The 20673-nt window shown below is 68.9% G+C and carries 15 protein-coding genes, 1 tRNA gene and 1 pseudogene; 12 read left to right on the top strand and 5 right to left on the bottom strand.

Annotated features, from left to right (window positions below; all coding sequences use genetic code 11):
• Positions 1 to 263 precede the first annotated feature (263 nt).
• The gene (locus WMF14_RS23255; RefSeq protein WP_272092927.1) at positions 264 to 1088 is read left to right on the top strand and encodes a CBS domain-containing protein; all 825 of its coding nucleotides are present in this window, start codon (positions 264 to 266) and stop codon (positions 1086 to 1088) included.
• Positions 1089 to 1110: 22 nt separating this feature from the next.
• On the opposite strand, the gene WMF14_RS23250 is transcribed toward WMF14_RS23255, so the two are convergent.
• The 3 genes from WMF14_RS23250 to WMF14_RS23240 form a co-directional block, all read right to left on the bottom strand.
• A complete protein-coding gene (locus WMF14_RS23250; protein WP_437803734.1) occupies positions 1111 to 2922 on the bottom strand; it encodes a hypothetical protein in 1812 nt (603 codons plus the stop codon).
• Positions 2923 to 3048: 126 nt separating this feature from the next.
• The gene (locus tag WMF14_RS23245) at positions 3049 to 4173 is read right to left on the bottom strand and encodes an HmuY family protein (RefSeq protein ID WP_437803732.1); all 1125 of its coding nucleotides are present in this window, start codon (positions 4171 to 4173) and stop codon (positions 3049 to 3051) included.
• An 11-nt stretch (positions 4174 to 4184) separates the two neighbouring features.
• Positions 4185 to 6326 carry a TonB-dependent receptor plug domain-containing protein gene (locus WMF14_RS23240; RefSeq protein WP_437803731.1) on the bottom strand — a complete coding sequence of 714 codons (2142 nt, stop codon included), beginning with the start codon at positions 6324 to 6326 and terminating at the stop codon, positions 4185 to 4187.
• Between the two features lie 436 nt (positions 6327 to 6762).
• On the opposite strand from WMF14_RS23240, the gene WMF14_RS23235 reads away from it, so the two are divergent.
• Positions 6763 to 6837: transfer RNA gene (locus tag WMF14_RS23235), tRNA-Glu, on the top strand.
• Here the strand turns inward: WMF14_RS23235 and WMF14_RS23230 are convergent.
• Both WMF14_RS23230 and WMF14_RS23225 read right to left on the bottom strand, forming a co-directional pair.
• Entirely contained in the window at positions 6809 to 7207 is a 399-nt protein-coding gene (locus tag WMF14_RS23230) for a hypothetical protein (RefSeq protein WP_272092923.1), read from the bottom strand. The two genes, WMF14_RS23235 and WMF14_RS23230, sit on opposite strands and share 29 nt — an antisense overlap.
• 18 nt (positions 7208 to 7225) lie before the next feature.
• Positions 7226 to 7528, bottom strand: a pseudogene (locus tag WMF14_RS23225) (hypothetical protein); the annotation flags it as partial.
• A gap of 745 nt (positions 7529 to 8273) precedes the next feature.
• Here WMF14_RS23225 and WMF14_RS23220 point away from each other — a divergent pair.
• The 10 genes from WMF14_RS23220 to WMF14_RS23175 all read left to right on the top strand — a co-directional run bounded on the left by WMF14_RS23220 (position 8274) and on the right by WMF14_RS23175 (position 19040).
• Positions 8274 to 8777, top strand: a complete 504-nt coding sequence (locus WMF14_RS23220) for a hypothetical protein (protein ID WP_437803729.1) — start codon at positions 8274 to 8276, stop codon at positions 8775 to 8777.
• 410 nt (positions 8778 to 9187) lie between these two features.
• Complete coding sequence (locus WMF14_RS23215) at positions 9188 to 10633, top strand: eCIS core domain-containing protein (RefSeq protein WP_437803727.1); 1446 nt, start codon at positions 9188 to 9190, stop codon at positions 10631 to 10633.
• A 98-nt stretch (positions 10634 to 10731) separates the two neighbouring features.
• Positions 10732 to 12027 (top strand): hypothetical protein, encoded by a 1296-nt coding sequence (locus tag WMF14_RS23210; RefSeq protein WP_437803725.1) that lies wholly within the window; start codon positions 10732 to 10734, stop codon positions 12025 to 12027.
• A gap of 306 nt (positions 12028 to 12333) precedes the next feature.
• On the top strand, positions 12334 to 14550 hold the full coding sequence (locus tag WMF14_RS23205) for an AAA family ATPase (RefSeq protein WP_437803723.1): 2217 nt from the start codon (positions 12334 to 12336) through the stop codon (positions 14548 to 14550).
• A 77-nt stretch (positions 14551 to 14627) separates the two neighbouring features.
• Entirely contained in the window at positions 14628 to 15368 is a 741-nt protein-coding gene (locus WMF14_RS23200) for a DUF4255 domain-containing protein (protein ID WP_437803722.1), read from the top strand.
• A gap of 421 nt (positions 15369 to 15789) precedes the next feature.
• Positions 15790 to 17439 carry a phage tail sheath family protein gene (locus WMF14_RS23195; RefSeq protein WP_437803720.1) on the top strand — a complete coding sequence of 550 codons (1650 nt, stop codon included), beginning with the start codon at positions 15790 to 15792 and terminating at the stop codon, positions 17437 to 17439.
• Positions 17440 to 17494: 55 nt separating this feature from the next.
• Positions 17495 to 17935 (top strand): phage tail protein, encoded by a 441-nt coding sequence (locus WMF14_RS23190; protein WP_437803718.1) that lies wholly within the window; start codon positions 17495 to 17497, stop codon positions 17933 to 17935.
• A gap of 24 nt (positions 17936 to 17959) precedes the next feature.
• Complete coding sequence (locus tag WMF14_RS23185; protein WP_437803716.1) at positions 17960 to 18331, top strand: phage tail assembly protein; 372 nt, start codon at positions 17960 to 17962, stop codon at positions 18329 to 18331.
• Positions 18328 to 18516, top strand: a complete 189-nt coding sequence (locus tag WMF14_RS23180) for a DUF6760 family protein (RefSeq protein ID WP_437330783.1) — start codon at positions 18328 to 18330, stop codon at positions 18514 to 18516. The genes WMF14_RS23185 and WMF14_RS23180 overlap by 4 nt, the downstream gene beginning before the upstream one ends.
• Positions 18517 to 18575: 59 nt before the next feature.
• Positions 18576 to 19040, top strand: a complete 465-nt coding sequence (locus WMF14_RS23175; RefSeq protein ID WP_437803714.1) for a phage tail protein — start codon at positions 18576 to 18578, stop codon at positions 19038 to 19040.
• Positions 19041 to 20673: the final 1633 nt, after the last annotated feature.

Here is a 20673-nt window from a genome sequence, read left to right as displayed (position 1 = left end):
CCAGGCGCCCCGGGGAGCCATGCGGCTGACGGCCACGTTCCGGGGCCCCCACCTGTCGCATTTTAGGACATCGCCGCCTGGCACGCCCACCTGGGTCTGGCGGCCCAGCCGCTGCCCAGCCCGTTGCACACCTCGGCGCAGATCGCGCGCCAATGCGCGGTGCCTGCGCGTGTGCCAGGCCCGGCAGCCCTCGTCGCATGGCGGATCGCTTCTTGCTCCCTCGGAGCGCGCCGGTTCGCCGGCGTCCTCGAGGAATGTTCGCCATGATGTCTTTTGCGACACCCGTCTCGCGTTACATGACCTGCGAAGTCATCGCGGCGTCCGACACGACGCCGCTGCCCGAGGTGCACCGCACGCTGGGCGAGCGCGCGATTTCCTGCGTTCCGATCCTGGACGCGGCGTCGCGCGCGATCGGCGTGCTGTCCCGCACCGACCTGCTGCGGCTCGGCAGGTTCGAGACGAAGACGAACAGCCGAGGAATGCTGCTCACCTTGCCCGACGTCCCGGCGCGGGCCGTGCTGCGCCCGGGCATCATCACCGTCGGGCGCGCGACGCTGGTCGTCCAGGCGGCGAGCGTGCTGCTGAAGCACCGTATCCATCGCGTGTTCGTGCGCGAGGACGAAGCCTTGACCGGAGTCTTCAGCACCAAGGATCTCCTGCTCTCCCTGGTCGAGGCGCGGGACCCGACGCCGATCGCCGGGCTCATGTCGGCGCCCGCGTACACGATCCCGCTCGACGCGCCGCTCGCGCTCGCCGCAGACCGGCTGACGACGGCGCAGGTGAGCGGGCTCGTGGTCGTGGATCCCGGCGGGTGGCCGGTGGGGATGTTCACCCAGACCGAGGCGCTGCTCGCGCACGGCGTGCTCTCCGATTCACCGGTCGAGGACGTGATGAGCCCGGCCATGGTCTGCCTCGACGTCCGGACGCCGCTCCACCGCGCCGCGGCCGCCGCGCACGCGGCGCAGGCGCGGCGCGTGCTCGTGGTGCAGGGGCGGCGGCTCCGCGGCGTGCTGACGGGGCTGGACTTCGCGCGCGCCGTCGCAGGGACGGGCGTGATCTCCGTGGCCGCGAGATCCAGGGCGGGATGACGCCCGCCGCGCGAGCGCGGCGTCACCGTGCGGCGCGGGTCGCCGTCCGCTCGACGACCCTGTCGGCGTCGCCGGTCAGGCGCGCGGCGAGCGCGCGGGCGGCGGCGGGCGAGGCGGACGCGACCCCCTGGACAGCGCCGAGCCGCGCGCGGCGCGGGAGGCGCGGATCCGCGGCGAGGGCCTGGAGCTCGGCGACCACGCGCGCCGAGGCGGAGGAGCGCGCGGCGGCGCGGCCCGCCGCGGTGAGGGCGCGCGCCCTCATGTACGCCGGCGCGCCGGGATCGCGGCCGACCGCGAGCAGCCGATCGGGGTCGGCGCCGCCGGCCGCGCGGAGCAGCTCGTCGAAATCCGCGCCTCGGGCCGCGCTCTGGCCGCAGAAGTGCCCCGCGAGCAGCGCCGCGGCGTGCGGCGGGAGCGCGGCGGTGGAGGCGAGGCGGTCAGGCGCAAATGAGCGAGCACGCTCGCCCGGAGCCGGCGGCGCGATGGGCGCTCCGCTCGCCGGCGTGTCCGCGTCGGCCGGGAGCGGGACGGCCGCCCCGCCGCCCTGCTCGACGATCCCGCGGTAGAGCGCGCTCGCCCGCACGATCGTCGTCTGTTGCGGCGTCAACGCACCCGAGAAATCGCCCCCTGTCGGGAACATGAGATTCCCGAAATCCGGGCAGCGCTCCATCAGCGCATTCACGTCGCTGCACTGCGAGGTGTCGTCCAGCGGGTCGCCGAAGTCGGCGTCGAACTCGGTGGTGTGGAACAGCCCGGCGAGGTGGCCGAGCTCATGGCGCAGGATCACGGTGTCAACAGATGGCTCCTCGTAGAGCGTGACCACGATGCCGCTCAGGTGGGTGCCGTGCTCGACCGCGACCGCGGGCACGGCGGGCGTCACGCCGGACGCCTGCGCAAGGCTCCCCCCGAACGCCGTCACCGCGATCACGTTGAGGGCCGGCCTGCCGGGGGCGCCGGCCGTCTGCTCGAGCACGCCGGGGAGGACCTCTTCGTCGACGAACTCCCACTCCGAGCCGATGTGATGGACGTTGATGCTGCCCACGCCGAGGCCCACGTACCCCTCGTACGCAGAGGTCAGCACGCGCCGCATGTACTGCTCGGAGACCGCGTCGCCGGCGATGAAGGCGTTGATGTCGATCTTCCCGCCGTGAAAGCGCCCGTCGAGCGTCTGGCGGTGCCACACCGTGAGGCGCGCCGGCTCTGCCAGCGGGCCGGCTCCGCCGTTGCCGAGCTTGACCCAGTAGACGCCCGGCGCGAGCGGCGAGGATGCGTCCGCGCCAGTCTGGGGGACGGCCGCCGTGCCGATGCCCTGATTGAAGAACGCGGCCATCGTGCCTGGGATGGTGTAGTCGGCCGCCAGCAGCCTGCCGTCGGGGCCGCGGATGCTCTCGATCCCGATCGGATCGAAGCTCGGCGATGACGCCATGATCTCGGCGACGGCCGTGAAGCCCAGGGTGCCCGGCTGGACGATGACCGGGATGGACCCGTCGACGCCGACGTTGTTGTGCTCTTCCTTGACGAGGGGCGGAATCGGTGGCGCCCCCCCCTCGCCGATGCTCCCGCCTTGACCGGCCCCGGAGGAGCCTTGCGGCGCGGCGCTCGTGGTGTCTCCCGAGCTCCAGGAGCCGCCGGTGCCGCCCGTGCCGTCGGGCGGCGGCTCGAACCCGTCGACCACCACCCTGCCGCCGCAGGCGCCCGCGACGAGGGCAGCGAGCGCGCCCGCGGCGAGGAGACCGCCACCGCGCATCCGCGTTGCCCGGCGCTCGCCGCCCGGCTTCCCGTCCACGCGAGACGGATCGATGGCGCTCGATGCCGGTGCAAGCGACGTTGACATAAGCATGCTCCTGCGTCGGTAAGGGCCCTCCCTCACCGCGCGCGCAGTATGCGCGGGCCCTCGCGCGGTGTCACGCGCTGCGCACGCTCGTGACCTCGGCGGGGTGCGCGATGGCGCATGCCGCGCTCATTCCACTTGCTTGACGCGCATTCTCACGCGACCTGGCGATGCTTCCGTTGCGCCCTCGAAGCGCTCGATGACGATCACGAAGCGCGATACGCCGTCCGCGCTCTGGACGAGCCACGCGGCGTCCCTGGCCGGCGCGGGGGGCGTCGCGCCGGGCTCGAGCCACCGCCCCGTGAAGGCGGTCGCGATGTGGTCGCCGCGGTACGGGACGGCGGGATCGGTGAGGGCCGCGTGGTCGGCCGCGTCGAACCGCGCCTGCTCCGACGCGGCGGTGCGCGCCTTGACGTCGGCGAGCTCCTCGGAGGCCGACGCCTCTGCCTGGAGGTCGGCGGCGCGCGTGGTCCCGGGGCCGCCGAGCTCGCCGTTGACGCTGACGAGCGATCTTCGGAAGCAGACGTTCCAATCGGTCGACGCGCGCGCCTCTTCCGGCGTGAGCATCAGCTGCCGGTTGCCCGCGAGGTCGAGGCAAGCGCTCGGCTCGGTCTCGACCGCGTCGATGCCGCCCGCTGTCGCGTCGAGGTCCTGAATCTCGACGGTCGGGCCGGAGCCGTCGGGGAGCACCTCGGCGTAGCGGAGCTGATAGAGCGCCGTGACCGGCGTCCCGTTCACCTCCCCGTAAAAGGAGGAGATCTGGAGCTTCCAGTACCGGCCCTCGTGCTCGATCGCGTGGACGTGGTAGCGGCTGAAGGCGACGTGCTCCTCGCCGTCGTAGGCGTACCAGCGCGAGAAGGCGCCGCCGGAGTCGTCCGTGAGCAGGAAGGGGGTGCTCGGCAGGTCGCCCGCTCTGTAGTCGTCGAGGCCGATGGGCAGGGCCCCGCCGTCGCCGGGGCCGCTGAGGCCGCTGTTGGTGAAGACGTCGTAGCCCGAGAGCGCGAGATCCCAGTCGGTGGACGCCGCGCCGTCGCCTTCCGGGACCACGATCTCCGGGGTGGCGAGGTGGAGGAAGACGCGGCCGGCGGCCGGCACGTCGACCTCGAGGAGCGCGCCGTCGTTCGGGGGCTCGGGGTCTCCGGTCGAGCTTCCGGCTCCCGTGCCGCTGCTCGTTGTCCCGGGGGTTCCGGTCGAAGTCCCGTCCGCCGTGCCGTCGCTGCACGCCGGGGTGAGCAGGAGAAGCGCCGCCGTCATCGATGCTCTCGTCATGAGTCCTCCCACGGTAGCTCGGCGCGGACGCCGACGTAAAAGGTGCGCCCCTCGAGGGGCCGGTGGTCGCCGCGGCGATCAGGGTCCTTTTGCGCGCCGAGCAGGTTCCTGACGCCGATATATGCCTGCGACGAGGGCCAGAGCGGCCGCGCGAGCCGCGCGTCGAGCGTGGTGAACCCGGGGGCGCGCACGTCTCTCGCCTCGCTCGGGTCTCTCTCGACGAACGCGCTGCTGATGGTCCGTAGGCGGGCGACGAGCTCGAACTGGAACGGCAGATCGGCGCGGAGCGCCGCCTGCGCCGTGTGCGGCGGTTTGCCGGAGAGCGGCTGTCTGGGATCGGCCGTGTCGTCGCGCGTCCAGAGGTAGGCGTAGCCGGCCTCGATGCGGAGCCACGGTGTGGCCTGGAGCGTGGCCGAGAGATCGAGGCCCGCGGTGCGCGCCTCGGCGATGTTCATGTAGGTGTACGTGTCGACGCCGGCGGAGGAGCTGAGGGGCTTCGGGTTGACGTCGATCAGGTTGTCGACCCAGTTCGCGAAGGCGCCGGCGCGCGCCGTGAGGCCCTCTCGGGGGATCCACGTGACATCGCCGTTCACGCCCCAGGACGTCTCGGGGGCGAGCGCCGGGTTGCCCTCGAGGATGTAGCCGAGGCTCGAGTGGTCGAATGAGAAGCCGAGCTCCTTCGCGCTGGGGGCGCGGAATCCCCGCCCGCCGGAGACGCGCAGGGTGAGGGACGGGGCGGGCCGGTAGGCGAGGGCGAGGCGTGGGGCGATGACGCCGCCGTAGCGGAGGCGGAGCTCGCCGCGGACGCCGGGCATGAGGGTGAGCTCGTCGGTGAGCTTCCACGCGAGCTGGCCGTAGAGCGCGGCGCTGCCGAGCCGGGTGTCGGGCACCTCCTCGATCGGCGGGGTCTCCTCGGTGCCCGAGGGGGTTACCTTGGTGATCTCGAGCACCTGGTCGAGCGTCTCCACCTCGGCGCGCGCCCCGGCGACCCAGGTGCGCGGCCCGTCGGCGATGGTGGCGATCGCCTCGTAGCTGTGGAGGGCGCCCGAGCGCTCGCGCTGCTCCTCGTCGGGCGAGCCGCGCAGGTCGCGGCCGCTCGCCCGCAGGGCCCATTGCCGGCCTGCGGCGAGGCGCAGGTTCGAGCCGCCGCCGAGGTCGATCGTCTCGGCGAGGTGCAGGGTGACGCGGTCGGTCACCTCGGGGAGGTCGTAGAGGTAGGCCCCCAGGACGGGCCACACCTTCTGCTCGACGCCGTTCTGCTCGTCGTGGATCCATCGCGCGCGGAGCCGCACGTCGATGCCCTTGCCGAGCGTGGCGCCGGCGCGCAGGCCGAGGAGGCGCTGCGAGCGCTCGGGCAGGACGGTGGGGGCGTCGGCGCCCGCGCCGGGATCGGCGAGGTTGTCGCTGGGCTCGACGAGGGAGAGGCTGTCCTCCCGCTGGAACGAGGCGTCGGCGCTGACCCAGGCGCGCTCGCCGCGGTAGGCGCCCGAGCCATGGAGGACGAGCCCGGCGCGGCTCCGGCCTTCGAGGCGGGCGCGGCCGCTGAAGCCCGGGTGCTCGGGGGGCGCGGAGAGCACGTTGACGACGCCGCCGATGGCGCTCGTGCCGTAGAGCGAGCTGGTCGGCCCGGTGACGAGCTCGATGCGGGAGACGTCACCGAGCGGGAGAGACGAGAGGTCGATGGCGCCGCCGGCGTCGCCGATGACGCGCTCGCCGTCCTCGAGGACGAGGACGCGGTCGAGGTCGAAGCCCTGGATCTGGATGGCGCTCGGGTTGCCGAGCGCGCCGTAGGCGCTCGGGTTGACCTGGACGCCGAGCTCGCCGTCGAGCGCCTCACCGACGTTGGTGGCGCCGCGGCGCTCGGCCTCGTCGCGGGTGACGACGCGCGTGCGCACCGTGGCGCGCTGGCTGCTCTCGGGGGTGCGGGTGCCGGTGACGACGACCTCGAGCAGCGGCGGCGCGGCGGGCGAGGGGGGAGGCGGTGGAGCGGGAAGAGGCGAAGAGGAAGGGGGCGCGGCCGAGGGCTGCTCGGAAGAGAGCTGCGCGAGCGCAGGGCGCGAGAACGCGGCTGGGACGAGCGCCGGGAGCGGGCAGAAGGCGAGCAGCGCGGCGCGCGTCAGGCGCCGACGCCGGGGCACGGTCCTCCCTGGGACATCGGAACGGCAGGCTCGAGGCGCGGGGATGGCAGCATGGGGAGAGCTCGGCCTGTGCGGCGTTCCGTGGGTCGGGTGAGGTGGGGGATGGTCGCCCGATTCAGAGCGGTCGTCCAGCGGTTCGGGAGGCCGCGGGCGCCGTGGGCGGGGCAGATGGCGTGCAGCGAAGCGGGAGCAGGGAAGGAGCTCGCGTCGGGACGGAGGCTCGTGGCGGGCGAGCGGCGAACGGCGGCGGCGCCGAGCGACCGACGCCTCGGCGGGTGGCCTGCGGTGCGCCACGAGAGGCCGCGCGGTCGGCGCTCGCCGCGGCCGCGGGGGTCGCGGGGCGGGAGCGGGCCCGACGGCGGAAACCCCAACGGGCGACGCGAGTTGGGCTTGCATTGCTCGACGACGGACGGTAGGGTCCCGCGCCGAATCGCCGGTCCCCATCGTCTAGCCCGGCCCAGGACTCAGCCCTTTCAAGGCTGCTACGCGGGTTCGAATCCCGCTGGGGACGCAGAGTTAAGACATCCCGCATCGGTCGCGAGCATCCGCCCGACCACCGCGGCGCCCTCGATCCAGAAGCACCTCCCCTCGGCGGTCTCGACGGGCGTGACGTTCAAGGGAGTCTCGAAGAGGGGGGCGAGGACCTGCCGGGCATCCTCGGGGTTGCGGTGCTTCTGGTCGGTGCTGGCGAGGGCTTGCACCAGGCGGCTCCTCTCCGTCCGGAGCCGCACCGCTTCCTTTTCGAGCTGAGGGACGTCGGACGTCGTCAGCTTGGCTCGCTCCGCGAGCCGATGGCGTGGCTGTTTGAGCACCGCCAGGATCAGCTCTTCCGAGAGGGCTTTGGTGAGCAGGTGCTCGTGCGTGCGCTCGGAGATCTTCACGCGTTCGAGCTCCGCTTCTCAGTCGTTGACCACGGGGATGGTGAACGACACGCCATCACCGCCGTAGCCTGATCCATGTCCGTTCTTGCAGAGCAGCTGAACCGCGAAGACACGGCTTACTAGATCAGCAGCCCTCTTTATCGCCATCGTGAGCTCGATGTCCTCAGGACTGTGCATCGGATCCGCCGCCCGGCGGTTGTGCCAAGCGCGCGTCTCTCCCTGTAGCCTCGCCCCCTCGAAGTCGTCGTACAGCTGCACCAGCACCTCCGCGTCCAGCGCGGCATAGGCGACCTGGCCTTCGGTCAGCGGCCGTCGCGTCCAGTCCCCTGTCTGCTAGCCGAGCGTGTCGATCAAGTATGTCGCGGTAGAGTCGGCCACCGCCGCGCTCGACGATCACCTACAGAAAGTGGAAACGACCGCGAACGGTGGTCTTGAGATAACTGATACGTCAGACGATGGGCCTCGCGCAGCCACCTCGACACGGCGGGCTGCGGGACACCGACTTGCTTGGCGTCGCGGCGAGGGCGCCCAGCCCGGCCATCCGCTGGACCATCTTTCTCGAAACGCCTCCTCGTACGGCGGCCTCAAGCGAGCTATCCGGGCTCGCCCTGATCGAGATCTCCTGAACTCCACAGGCCGGACTGCCGGACCGAGGAGACGGCATCCTCTCTGACATACAGGGCGACCCGCGCCGCCGGTCGGATCCATGTCCTTGCTCTCGGTCGTCAAGCCCTGGGTCATATCCGCGCCAGGGTGGCCCCATGATCCTGGCGAGCGGCCGGCCCCATGACCCTGGCGAACTTATGTCAGGCCACCTCGCGACTGGCCCCATAAGGGTGGAAAAAACGCTGCAGGCTGGTCCCATGTGCGTGGCGATCAACACTCTAGACGGCTTGCAATCTCCACGCCGATCGCTGATCTCACCCCGGCAAGCGCGATCTTCAACGCGTTGCTAACTGGGCGGCACAAGAAGTGATTCAGCGTTGACGCGGACTGACGCGCACCGCTGGCGGTCGAGGTCCGGAGACGGGACTCCGTCCGCTCACGCCGCTCTTGGGAGATACAAATGAGCTTTAGACAACTGAGCATGACGGATGTACGAGGCGTAATCCATCGCTGGCAGGAAGGGCAGAGCGCCCGGCAGATCGCACGCGCCGGCGTGGTCGATCGAAAAACGGCGCTCCGGTACATCGAGACAGCGCGCCGATGCGGGATCGAACCGCGGAGCGATATAAGCGACGAGCTCGTCGCCGAGGTCGCGCGGAAGGTGCAGGCGCGCCCGCACCCCCCGCCGTCATCGGCGTGGCAGACGCTCGAAGCCCGCCGCGCTCAAATCGAAGGGTGGCTCATGGGCCCAAAGCCGTTACAGCTGGTCCGCGTGCAGAAGCGATTGGCGCTCGAGGGCGTGCAGGTGACATACAGCACGCTGCGGCGGTTCGCGCACAGGGAGCTCGGCTGGCGCGAGCGGCCTTCAGGGGTGTCCGTGAGGGAGGCGCCCCCGGCCAGCGAGGCGCTCGCCCAGAGCGCGGTCAGCGGCCGTGACGAACAGGAACATCCTGACGAGCTCTGACCGGGGATCCGCGGAAGAGCCGGAGGCGGAACTCGCACTGTCCGCCTCCGGCGAGGGGCCCGGGGGAGCCGCCCCCCGGGCACCTCTCCGTCGATTCTCAGACGGTGGCGCAGGCTGGATGATGCGCGTGGTGGTGGGCAATCCTCCGAGCTCCAGGAGAGCGAAGAACCAATAGACATGCGCTTCTTCTTTCCTGGCCTGTTTCGCTGGCCCCATGACGCTGAAAGAGGGTCGGCCCCATCACTCTGAATATTGGTGTGCTGAGCGCGCACGGATTTGTGTTGACACGGCGGACATGCGCACGGGCGAGCTGGATACCTCGTGGCTCGAGCGCTATCGTAGCTCCGGGCGAGGCCGCTTGACTCGACAAGCCGTTTGCCTTCCTATCCCCGATAGGCTCCCGATACCCCATGAGCAAGCAAGCCATCCGCCGCGAAGGCGCTTCTGCCGTGAACCGCGCACCGACGATTGCGAGGCCGGTCCCAGAAGCGGCGCCGGCGGCCCGGGGAGCCCCGGCGGCCTCGTCCGCGGCTTACCCTGTGCTGCAGCTCCAGGCGAGGATCGGCAACCGCGCGACGCGGCACGTGATCCAGCGGCTGTCCGCCGGGCGAGCGCCTGCGGAGACCGAGCGCGACGTGCCCGCGTCGACGTCGGGCCGGCCGCTGCCGGAGGCGGTGCAGCAGAAGATGGAGGGGGCTTTCGGCGCCGGCTTCTCGGACGTGCGCGTACACCCGGGCTCGCCGCGCGCGACGGCGCTGGGGGCGGCGGCATACACCCAGGGGAGCGACATCCACGTGGCGCCGGGGCGCTGGGCGCCGGAGACGACGCGGGGACAGGAACTGCTCGGGCACGAGCTCGCGCACGTGGTGCAGCAGCGGGCGGGGCGCGTGCGGGCGACGGCACAGATGAAGGGGGTGGCGCTCAATGATGACCCGGCACTGGAGGCCGAGGCCGACGCGATGGGGGCCAGGGCGGCGCGGGGGAAGGCCGGCGGGCCGTGGGTGTCTGCGGGGGTGGGGAGGACAGAGGGACACTCAGCTACCCCCCCAGCCGACGCGGCCGTCCAGCGGTTCCCGGTCAAAGCCACCTGGGGAAAGCCAAGCCCCTACTACGGGGGCACCAGGATGGAAGCCGAGGTCGGCGCGGAAAGCGAATGGAAATATGGGTCCAAGCCCGACGCGAACACCCCGACCATCATCAAGAAGGTCGGTAAGATCGTGGGCGGGAAGCCTCGGTACATCGCGGGGCATCTGCTCAACGACAACATGGGCGGGCGGGGCGAGAACCAGAACCTGACCGTGCTGAGCTCGGACGCCAACAAGAGGCACCGTGGCGTGGAAGGGAAAGTCAAGGCCCTCGCGCAAATTGCGGATCAGATCAGGCCAGGGAGCCGGCTGGGCGACTCCCGCTACCAGCACGGGGCAGAGTACACGGTCACCGTCCTGCCTCCCAGCCCGAGCGGGAGCGTTCCGTACGACCCGAGCGAGAAGAAGCTGGCTTCCGGGCTGGAGATCACCCTCAAGCCCATCCGCAAGGACATCGCGGGCAAGAACCACCCCTGGCCGGAGCAGCAGGGTGGCCCCAACGAGCTGACGAAGCACCGCGTAGACAATGTGCCGCCCTATCCGAGCGTGCCAAATGTGACGAAGGTGAGCCCTCTGGAGAAAGAGGTGATCGACGCGATCAAAGCCCTCGGGCCGACGCACCCTTTCAAGGACATCCTGAACCACATCAACGCAAATCGAGGCGCCAGCACTCCTCAGCTCAAGCCCGGAGCGCTCAAGGTTGCGTTGAAACGGGCCATAAAGAACCGGCGTATCACTCGCAGCCGAGGCGGCTTCAAGCTCGCGGTGTGACAGCATGCAACCAGGGGCAAAGTCGATGGACCGTGGAGGATTCCTGCATCAACGTGAACCACTTCAATAGCGTCGAACCTGGAGACGAGGTGCGTTAGATGGCACAGAGACAGACGGCAGCAGCCCGAGCAGCCACCGTTCGAAAGGCGGCGGTAGCGGCCGCCCCGGCGGCCCCGTCCCCGGTTCACCCGGTCTTGCAGCTCCAGGCGAAGATCGGCAACCGCGCGACGCGGCACCTGATCCAGCGGCTGCCCGACGGACAAGCGGCGGCCGCCAAGGACCCATGGGCGGTGGATGAAGAGACCTGGAAGGGGCGCAGAAAAGGGCCGGACGGCGAGCACACCGAGTCCGAAGAGGACTTCATGGTGCGCCAGCTCAACGAGATTGACCCGGCGGTCATGTTCCAGACGATGTTCGCCGATCCCAAGGGGTCGGACAAGAGCATGAGCGCCAGCGCGAGGCAGAAGCTGGAGGCGTCCGCGGAGATGACGCTCGCGAAGCAGAAGTTCATGCGACGGCTCCACCTGACCATGGCGCTCGGCGGGGTGGACATGTCGACGCGGAACAACCCCGATCTGTCGAAGTCCGAGGACCTGGTGACCGAATATCCGTGGCCGCTGGCGAGCGTCCTCGGTCACGGGCAGCGGCAACTCTTCGAGATCCAGGAGAAGAAAGGCCTGGGCGAGGCCTTCTATGACTACCTGGGGCGCGGACCTTCGCAGGATGGCCGCGACGTGCTGGACAAGAGCGCCTGGCGCGGGTTCGCCTCCCACGCGACGAAGGTCGGCGAGATGCGCAAGGACGGGACGAGGCGCGTCGAGGAGCTGAAGCTCCCATTCCACGCGCAGATGGGTCTGCGCCGGCACAGGGGCGTGAACGTCCCGCTGGGGGGCATCGGGAACCGCAACGTGAAGGGGGACATCATCGGCCCCGGCGGCCACCCGATCGACCCCGCGACCGGAGAGTACCTCCGGAAGCGCCAGCTCGTGGCCATCCCCAGGAAGAATCAGCACGGCCACATCTACATGAACAAGCACGTGAGGGGCGACACGATGGCCCTGATGGTCGGCCTGGAAGGGTCGGCCCCCCTGACCGCGAACATGTACGGCACGGCGCACACGGCCTCGAGCGGCGCCGAGGATCAAACCACGAAGCTCTCGGCCACGGGCGGGCAGAAAGCGTCGAAGCTGTTCGGCGCGAAGGCGCCCGCAGAGTATGGCGGGAAGCGGACCGTCGTCGACGAGGAGCTGCTGACCAGCCTCAAGATGCTTGAGAGGCTCCTCGATTCGCTCCCGCGTGAGCAGCAGGAGAGTTTCTTCAAGGAGATCCTCGTCCTCCCCCCCAAGGAAGCGAAGAAGAAAGCGATAGAGCTCGTCCGGCGGCAGAGGTACTAGCACTACAGCCGTACTCCTCGACCGCAATCACAGGCGAAGATCCGTGATAACGCAAGGGCCTTCGACGCTCAAGCGTGGAATCTGTCTGTCATGAGCCTCATGGGGCCACTTGAACCCCATTTATGCAGCCTCATGGGGCCAGTCGATCGTCACGATCATGGGCCAGCCGAAAAGTGACATGGCAGCGCCGCTTCTGCCGATCCCTCTATTGCGCCTCGCCCCCTACCCGGGTGAATATGAGAGCCACGGAGCGAGCCCAAAAGCTTGGAGCGAGCCGCCCCGCGTCCCACGACGACCGCCTCTTCTATGCTGGAGCCGCATCACAACATCGCAGAAGAGCCGGAAGGCGCCCCGGACCCAGCGGGCGATGCGCCCTTCGCGCGGTCGCTCGATCACCTCATGGCCGAGCTCGACCGCGTCGATCGGATGGTGCGCCTCGGCGTCGCTCAGGCACGTCTCGTGGCAGAGGAGGATTCGCTCCCCGGCCTTACCATCTCCGAGGCCGAGATCGACGCGCTGCTCGAGCGGGCGCCGGGCGAGCCCCACTGGACGACCGGGCCCGAGGGGCCGGAGGTGATCGCGGTCAAAGAGGCGATCGAGAGGCAGGCCGCCGTGCTTTCGCGCCGCGCGGCGGAGAGCGGGAGGCGCGGCGTCCATCTTCGCCTCGTGGCGCTCGCGGAGCGGTTCGGGCTGACGCGCTTCGACCTGGATGTGCTCCTGCTCGCGCTCGCGCCCGAGATCGACCTTCGCTACGAGCGCCTCTTTGCGTATCTCAACGACGATATCACGCGCAAGCGCCCGACGGTGAACATCGGGCTCTTCCTGGTCGCTGCTTCGTTCGAGGAGCGCATCGCCGCGCGACGCCATTTCGCGCCGCGCGCCCCGCTCGTGCGCCATGGCCTGCTCCGCGGCCTCGATGCCGCCGCCCGGCAAGGCTCGCTCCTGGCCGCCCCGCTCGAGGTGGAGGAGCGCATCATCTGGTATCTGCTCGGCAGCGAGGAGCTCGACCCGCGCCTCGGCCGCGCTGTGCGGCTCGTGCATCCTCGAGCGCGGCTCGAGGATCTGCTCCTGCCCGAGGAGACCAAGGCGAGCCTGCTCCGGCTCGCCGCGTCGCATCGGGGGCAGACGTGGCCCGTGGTGACGCTGAAGGGGCCGGAGAGCGTGGGGAAGACGTCGCTCGTCGAGGCCCTTTGCGGGGAGATCGGCGTCCCCGTGCTCGTTGTGGATCTCGAGGCGCTCCTCGCCGAGGGAGACGCGCCCTTTCGCGCGGCGCTGCCGCTCGTCGCGCGCGAGGCGAGGCTGTGGAGCGCGGCGCTTTGCTGGGATGGATCCGGCGCACTCGGCGCCGCGGACCGGAAGGCGCTCGAGCTCGCCGTGGCGGCGGCGATCGCCGAGCACGATGGGCCCGCGTTCCTTCTGGAGCGTGCGCCGTGGGCGCCTGCGGGCGCGCTGGGCGGGCGTCCGCTCCTTCGCCTGGAGATCCCCCGGCCTCGCATGGCCGAGCAGGCAGCGCTGTGGAACGCCGCGCTCCGCGCCGGCGACGCGCCGGCGATGGCCATCGACGTCGCAGCGCTGACGAGCCGCTTCCGCTTGACCGGCGGGCAGATCCACGACGCTGTCGCCGCGGCGCGTGCCCTCTGTCTCACGCGCGGACAGGGCGCTGTCATGAGCACGGCCGATGTGCTCCAGGCGTGCCGGCTCCGGCACGGCGGCAAGCAGAGCTTCCTCGCGCGCAAGGTGCCGCTCGTGCATCGGTGGGACGACGTTGTCCTCCGCGAGGATCGGCGGGAGCTCCTCCGTGCCATCTGCCGGTTCATGCAGCAGAGAAACCAGGTTTTTGTCGCGTGGGGCTTCGATGACAAGCTCTCGCTGGGCAAGGGGCTCTCGGCCCTCTTCTCGGGCCCGCCGGGGACGGGCAAGACGATGGCCGCGGCGGTGATCGCGAGCGAGCTTGAGCTCGACCTCTACCAGATCGATCTGTCGCAGGTGGTGAGCAAATACATCGGCGAGACGGAGAAGCACCTCGGCGAGCTGTTCGACGAGGCCGAGGCCACGAGCGCGATCCTGTTCTTCGACGAAGCCGACGCGCTCTTCGGCAAGCGGACGGAGGTGCGGGACGCGCACGACCGCTATGCGAACGTCGAGACGAGCTATCTGCTCCAGCGCATCGACGCGCACGAGGGGGTGGTGATCCTGGCGACCAACCTCTTGAAGAACATGGATGAGGCCTTCATGCGGCGGCTGTCCTTCATCGTCGACTTCCCGTTCCCGAGCCCCAAAGAACGCGCGGCCATCTGGAAGAGGGCTTTTCCTGCCGAGACGCCGCTCGATCCCGACGTCGATTTCGAGCGCCTCGGCGCCCGGCTGGAGCTCGCCGGGGGCTCGATCCGGAACGTGGCGCTCGCCGCGGCGATGCTCGCGGCGGAGCAAGCAGCGGCGGTGGGGATGTGGCACCTCTTCCGGGCGGCGCGGCTCGAATTCCAGAAGATGGGCAAGGTGATGAAGGACGAGACCTTCGGTTAGGTCACAGCTCACAGCCGGTGAAGATCGATCGGCCGGCCATGAAGCGCGGTCGAGCGCGCACGAGGGAGCGGTTTACCATGAGAGATCCCGCAGGATGGGTGCTCCGCCAGGTGAGCGAGAGCCTGGGCACGCTGATCCGCGAGAACGTATTTCTCAACGATCCTCCGGGCCCGGCGTCTCCGGTTGATGACGATCATGATTCGCTCTACCACGGCCGCCGACCTGGAGACCTGGAGGACGTGGACAGGGTGGAGGTCAAGTATCACTCTCCCTCGGACGAGCCTGATTCAGGGCAGGGGCGCTCTCCGCTTATCCTGGTCTATCTGTATCGGGTAGCCGACAATCCCTACCTGATCAACGAGCCCCCGTCGATCGTGAGAACGGGGACCGGCTTCGTGCGTCGCGCGGCGCCGCTCGCCGTCGATCTCTCCTACATGATGGTCCCGTACGCCCAAAACGCGGAGAACGAGCTCCTGCTCGTGAGCAAGCTCAAGCGGCTGTTCTCCGACTGCCCCGTGCTCGAGGACAAGAGCTCGAACGGCGTGCTGTTCGTTACAGGCAACGAACGGTTGCCCGTCCTGTCAGACGCGCCGAGCATGGAGCAGATCCATCAAATCTGGGCGGGTTTTCCGAACAAACCCTACCGACTTTCGCTCTTCTATACGGTGACGCCCGTGCGCATCCCGCGCGCCGTCACGGAGGAGGGAGCCCTCGTCCGCAAGGTCCAGTCCACCTTCCACGTGAACTCGCCCACCGAGGCGAGCCCGCCCTCCCCGGAAGAGTGGGTGATCGACGCGGATCCCCGATCGCCGGGGTGACCCCATGAGGTTGACGAGATCACCGTTCCACAAGGCACTGCTGGTCCCATGAGGGTGACAAAACGATCGCCTGGGGGATAGGCCCGGCCCCATGATTGTGACGAAAGATCGGATCGGGCATCCTCAGACCGCGTTGACAACTCCGGCAAAGGAAACCTAATGTCCAGGCTCTCTTCGGGGGGATAGCCGAGATCAGCTGGCGGACTCCGCCCTCGCGATCTTGTCTTCCCAGCATCTCCCTCTCCTCAAAGAGAGGTGGAGGGAGATGCCCTCGAAGGCGGCCTCCACCGTTCCCTCCATGGGGGAGAGGCCGTGGGGAAGAGGCCATGGGGAAGAGGCCGAGGTCTGTCGCGATGCGGTGTGTGTCGAAGAGGATCTGGCAACCTCCTTCGTCCGAATCGTCTCTGGAAAGGTTGAACCCGTGTCCAACTACTTGTATCCGGGCGTCTACATCGAAGAAATCCGGGGACCGCAGCAGATCTCTGGCGTCGGCACCAGCACCACCGCCTTCGTGGGATGGACAGAAAAAGGGCCGGACGAGCCCACGCTGATCGATAGCTGGAACGCCTTCCTGGCGAAATTCGGGAACTTCACGTGGGGCTATAACGTCCCGTTTGCGGTATACAACTTCTTCGCCGAGGGCGGCGCGTACGCGTACGTCGTGAGCGCGAAGGCGAGCGATGGCCTCGCCGCGGCGACGGTCGTGCGTGCGCCCTTCAAATTCACGGCGTCGTCACCTGGCCTGTGGGGCAACGATCTCGCCATCGCGATCGAAAATTACCCTTGGGAGGACACCCCCAGCACGACCCTCACGCCCACCTTCGGCGTCCGCGTCCTCTACTCCGCCGCAAAGGTGGACCAAGACGACAGCAAGAAGACTGTCCTCGAGCGTCTCATCACTCGCTACATCAAGAACAACAGTCTCGATTCTGCCAAGATCACCCGCACTGTCGACTATTACGTCATTGAAGAGTTCCCTGGGCTGACCATCAAGGATCTCAAGAAGGGAGCGAACGGGCAGCCTAGCTCGCTGGAGGCCAAGATCAACGGCCAATCGCTCTTCCTCCGTGTCACGGTCAACGCCGAGACGCCACCGGCGCCGACCGCCCTCGCCCCGGCGTTGCTCGTGACCGGCGCTGACTCCACGTCGGGCACTCCGGTCGACTACCAAGACGCGCTCGCCAGGCTCGATCCGATCACCGACGCAAGCCTCCTCGTGATGCCCGACACGGGCATGTTGGACGATCTCAAGACGCAGCAAGCGACGATTCAGCAGGGTATAAATTACTGCGAAGGTCGGACTCCTTGCGACATGTTCATGATCGCAGACGCCCCTTTCTGGCTGGACCCGCCGACGCTCAGGTCGTTCAAGAGAGGCGAACCGATAACTCCCCCGGGAGCAACCGCGCCCATTGACCTGGAGAACGCGCTCAACTCGGACCGCGGCGCGATCTACTATCCATGGATCGATTTCTTCAATACGTCGACGGCGCGCAGCATCACGATCCCTCCCGCCGGGGCCATCGCAGGGACCTATGCCGAGACCGATAGCCGCGTCGGCGTGTTCAAGGCTCCGGCGGGTATCCGCGACGGCAAGCTGTCGTCGGCGGTGAGCCTCACGGCGCTCGTCACGGAGAAGGCTCAAGGTATCCTCAACCCGGATGGCATCAACGCCATACGGAGCCTGCCGACCTACGGCATCGTGACGTACGGCGCGCGCACCTTGTCGACGGACCCGAGCCTCATCTACATCAGCGTACGCAGGCTGCTGACGTACATCGAAATGTCGCTCTACCGGGGCCTGCAATGGGTCGTGTTCGAGCCGAACGATCAGAAGCTCTGGGGCACGGTCCGTCGCGACGTGACCGTGTTTCTGACCCAGGTGTGGACGGCAGGGGGCCTCTTCGGCGCCAAGGACTCGGACGCGTTCGAGGTGAAGGTGGACGCGTCGAACAACCCTCCGGCGACGAGGAACCAGGGGCTCCTCTACATCGACATCAAGGTGGCCCCCGTACGGCCTGCGGAGTTTGTCGTGCTCCGCATTCAACAGCAGACGCTACCATCGGCTTGATCGAGCCTGATGTGAAGCCCTCCGGGGCCGGGCATCAAGAGAGGCTATAGTTATCATGGCGGAGAGAACGGACCCTTACAGGAATTATCGGTTCCGCGTCGAGATCGCGAGCATTCAGGTCGCCGCCTTCGCAAGCGCGACGATCCCGGACGAGTCGTCGGACCCGATCGAGTACCGCGAGGGCACCGATCCCTTCACGCGCAAGCTCTCCGGGTATCCCAAGGTGGGGTCGCTCACCCTCAAGCGCGGCATCACGACGTCAATGGAGCTTTACGAGTGGTGGCAGATCATCCGCCAGACCGGCACCGGTGTGCCGAACGCTCGAAGGAATATATCGATCATCCTCGTCGATGACGCCGGTAACGACGCCGCGCGCTGGGACCTGGTCGGGGCCTGGCCGTCGAAGTACCAGGCGGGCGATCTCGACGGCAAGGGGAACGACGTCCTCATCGAGACGTTCGAGGTGGCGGTGGAGACCATCAAGCGCACGCAATGACAGCGCCGGAGAGAGGAGGCTGAAATGACCGCGCTAATCACCGAATTCCCATTTGTCTTGAAGCTCGGCTACGCTGACGAAAATGGCGATCTTCACAAGGAAGGCACCATGCGCCTCGCGACCGCGGCCGATGAGATCCTGCCGCTGCGCGACAGCCGCGTTCAGCAGAATCAGAGCTACCTCTCCATCATCCTCCTCTCGCGCGTCGTGACGCGGCTCGGCTCGCTGCCCACCGTCACGCCCAAGGTCGTCGAGGGCCTGTTCGCGGCGGACTTCGCCGCTCTCCAGGAGATGTACAACCGCATCAACGAGCGGGGGCGAAACACAGTCGAGGTGCTCTGTCCGAAATGCAACCATGCGTTCGAGTTCGAGGTGGACACGTCCCGGGACCAATGAAGGGCTATCCCCTCGATGCGATGCACGAGGAGATAGCCTTTCTCGCGTACTATTTTCACTGGGAGTATGACTCGCTGCTCAGGCTCGAGCACCGCGAGCGCAGGCGGTGGTGCGAAGAGGCGAGCAAGATCAACCGGGAGATCATGGGTTCCGAAAAGAAGGAGCGGTCGCTGCTCGACTTCTGATCGCGAGGCGAGCGCACGGCCTTCGGTCCTGGGTGTAACCGTGGCGTGAGGGAGGCGGTATGGCGAACGGCGGCAGGGGCTCGTCGTCGGGCGGACGCGCGGCTCGGAAGGATCCGTACCTGGGCTTCAACTTTCAGGTCGAGATCGGGTCGCTGATCGTGGGCGGGTTCAGCAGCATCAGCGGCTTGCGGATCCAAACGGCGGTCGAGTCGCGCCGCGAGGGCGGCGTCAACACGCATGAGCACCGGCTGCCCGGCCCCACGTCGTACACGGATCTCGTCCTTCGGCGTGGGATGTCCGATATGGACAATCTATGGAGCTGGTACCAGCAGGTCATCGCCGGGAAGTTTAGCCGCCACGACGGGACCGTCCATCTCATGGACCGGACCGGTGCATTCCTCAAGCAATGGCACTTCCGTAGCGCGTACCCGATCGCTTGGGAAGGTCCCGAGTTCGACACAGCCTCGAACCAGGTGCTGTTCCAGTCGCTGACGCTGGCGCACGACGGGATCTTCGAGGCATAGGGGCCTGAGCGATGCTGGATCGGGTTCAGCGCGAGCAGGTCAATCGTCCAGCGTGGCCGAGCGCGGCTCGGGCCGCCATGCGCTCATCGCGCGAGATCCGCGAGCGGTACGGGCGAGGCGAGCCGCTCGGACGTCGTCCGCTCGGCCTGACCCACGTTGCCGTCGGGGCATCCACGGTCATCCAGCCGGTGTGGCTCACGCTCAAGCTTGCGGTGTTTCAGGCGCTCGGCGCCGCGCTCCGGGCGAGCGCCCGCCGGAGCTCGCCCGGAGCGCGGGCCGAGCGATACGAGCGATACGCGCTGCGGCGGCGGACGATGGACGAGGTCGGCCCGGAGGTGGGGCGGCTCGGGCGGCAGTTGCGGCCAGCGATCGGTGCCTCGCACGCGCGCCCTCGGATCGCCGCCACGGGTGGCCGAGCGGGGGTGACCCACCACGATGCCCGCAGCGTGAGCGGTGGTGCCCGCAGCGTGGGCGGCGGTGCCCGCAGCGTGGGCGACGATGCCCGCGGCGTGGGCGACGATGCCCGCAGCGTGGGCGCTGCGCTCGCGGTGAGCCTACAGCGCGCCGTGGCGACCGTGCTGCGCTCCACCCTCGCGGCGCGAACATGGCGCTCCCCGGAGCCCCGGCGCGTGCGAGCCTCTGCTGCCCTTCTGCGCCGGACCGTCGCACGCCTGCTGCTCACGCGCTTGCCACTCCTCGGCTCGTCGCCCCCAGGCGTGCTGCTCGTGCGAAAGCGCCTCGACGAGGGGCGCGTTTCAGAGCACGCGCGACCGGAGATGCGCGGCGAGCGTTCGTGGCATGTACCCGCTGCCTCCCCGCAGGCGCCGCGCCGGTATGGCACCGGCCAGGCGTGGCGAATGTCGGCAGCGCCTCTCCGGCTGTTGCTCTCGATCGTCACGGAGCAAGCCACGCGGACAGCGCCTTCTGACACGCCGCGCCGCCTGGCGACGGCGCTGATTGCCTTGCCGTTTCAGCTCGTCGTTCGCCCTCCCTCCGTGATGCTCCCCCGAGCTCGAAGCGTGCCCGCGACCTACCCGAGACAGGACGGGATCAGGCGCGAGAGCACCGCGTCTCTCATGCTCTTCCCTGGAGCCCCAGACGCAGCCCCCGTCCGCTCGGCGCCGAAGAGCGCAGCTCCTCGCGCTGTTGCCGTGCGCCGGCGCGCGAGGGAGGGGGAGCGAGGGGCGCGGGGTTCCCGGCTATCTCGTCCCGGAGAGGCGCTTCGGGAATACCGGACGAGCGCCGCCCATCAAGCGTTCAGGCGCACGACGGGCGGCGGCTTCGAGGCGGCGTTGCGCGCGGGCCGAGCCTTGTTTCCCTGGCGCGAAGCTGGGAACCCCAGCATCCGCTTCGCGGCCGCTCGAGCGGCACCCGGGCGCAGCGCGGCCGGCGCTGGAGCGGCGCTCGGGCGCCTCAGCCAGCATGTCTCTCGGCATCGGCCGGCGGCGGTGCACGTTGCCTCCACGACCCCACTCTCGCTCCCGGGCCCTTCGAACGGCCGTCTCGGCGGCAAGGGGCAAACACTGCAAACGTTGGCTGCTCCCTTCCGGCCGTTGTCCTTGACGACCACCCATGTAGCCGCGCCGGCAGCCGACGCCCGCGCGTCGCACCGACCGACGGCAGCGTTCCGCGC

Source organism: Sorangium sp. So ce693 (genome assembly GCF_051521375.1).
GTDB lineage: Bacteria > Myxococcota_A > Polyangia > Polyangiales > Polyangiaceae > Sorangium > Sorangium atrum.
Note: the sequence above shows the minus strand (reverse complement) of the source record. Positions and strands in the feature narration are given on the sequence as shown.

Excerpts from the sequence above, each read along its gene's own strand:
- WMF14_RS23255 (WP_272092927.1), top strand. The coding sequence starts at position 264 with ATGATGTCTTTTGCGACACCCGTCTCGCGTTACATGACCTGCGAAGTC.
- WMF14_RS23250 (WP_437803734.1), bottom strand. The coding sequence starts at position 2,922 with ATGTCAACGTCGCTTGCACCGGCATCGAGCGCCATCGATCCGTCTCGC.
- WMF14_RS23245 (WP_437803732.1), bottom strand. The coding sequence starts at position 4,173 with ATGACGGCGGCGCTTCTCCTGCTCACCCCGGCGTGCAGCGACGGCACG.
- WMF14_RS23220 (WP_437803729.1), top strand. The coding sequence starts at position 8,274 with ATGAGCTTTAGACAACTGAGCATGACGGATGTACGAGGCGTAATCCAT.
- WMF14_RS23215 (WP_437803727.1), top strand. The coding sequence starts at position 9,188 with ATGAGCAAGCAAGCCATCCGCCGCGAAGGCGCTTCTGCCGTGAACCGC.
- WMF14_RS23210 (WP_437803725.1), top strand. The coding sequence starts at position 10,732 with ATGGCACAGAGACAGACGGCAGCAGCCCGAGCAGCCACCGTTCGAAAG.
- WMF14_RS23205 (WP_437803723.1), top strand. The coding sequence starts at position 12,334 with ATGCTGGAGCCGCATCACAACATCGCAGAAGAGCCGGAAGGCGCCCCG.
- WMF14_RS23200 (WP_437803722.1), top strand. The coding sequence starts at position 14,628 with ATGAGAGATCCCGCAGGATGGGTGCTCCGCCAGGTGAGCGAGAGCCTG.
- WMF14_RS23190 (WP_437803718.1), top strand. The coding sequence starts at position 17,495 with ATGGCGGAGAGAACGGACCCTTACAGGAATTATCGGTTCCGCGTCGAG.
- WMF14_RS23185 (WP_437803716.1), top strand. The coding sequence starts at position 17,960 with ATGACCGCGCTAATCACCGAATTCCCATTTGTCTTGAAGCTCGGCTAC.
- WMF14_RS23180 (WP_437330783.1), top strand. The coding sequence starts at position 18,328 with ATGAAGGGCTATCCCCTCGATGCGATGCACGAGGAGATAGCCTTTCTC.
- WMF14_RS23175 (WP_437803714.1), top strand. The coding sequence starts at position 18,576 with ATGGCGAACGGCGGCAGGGGCTCGTCGTCGGGCGGACGCGCGGCTCGG.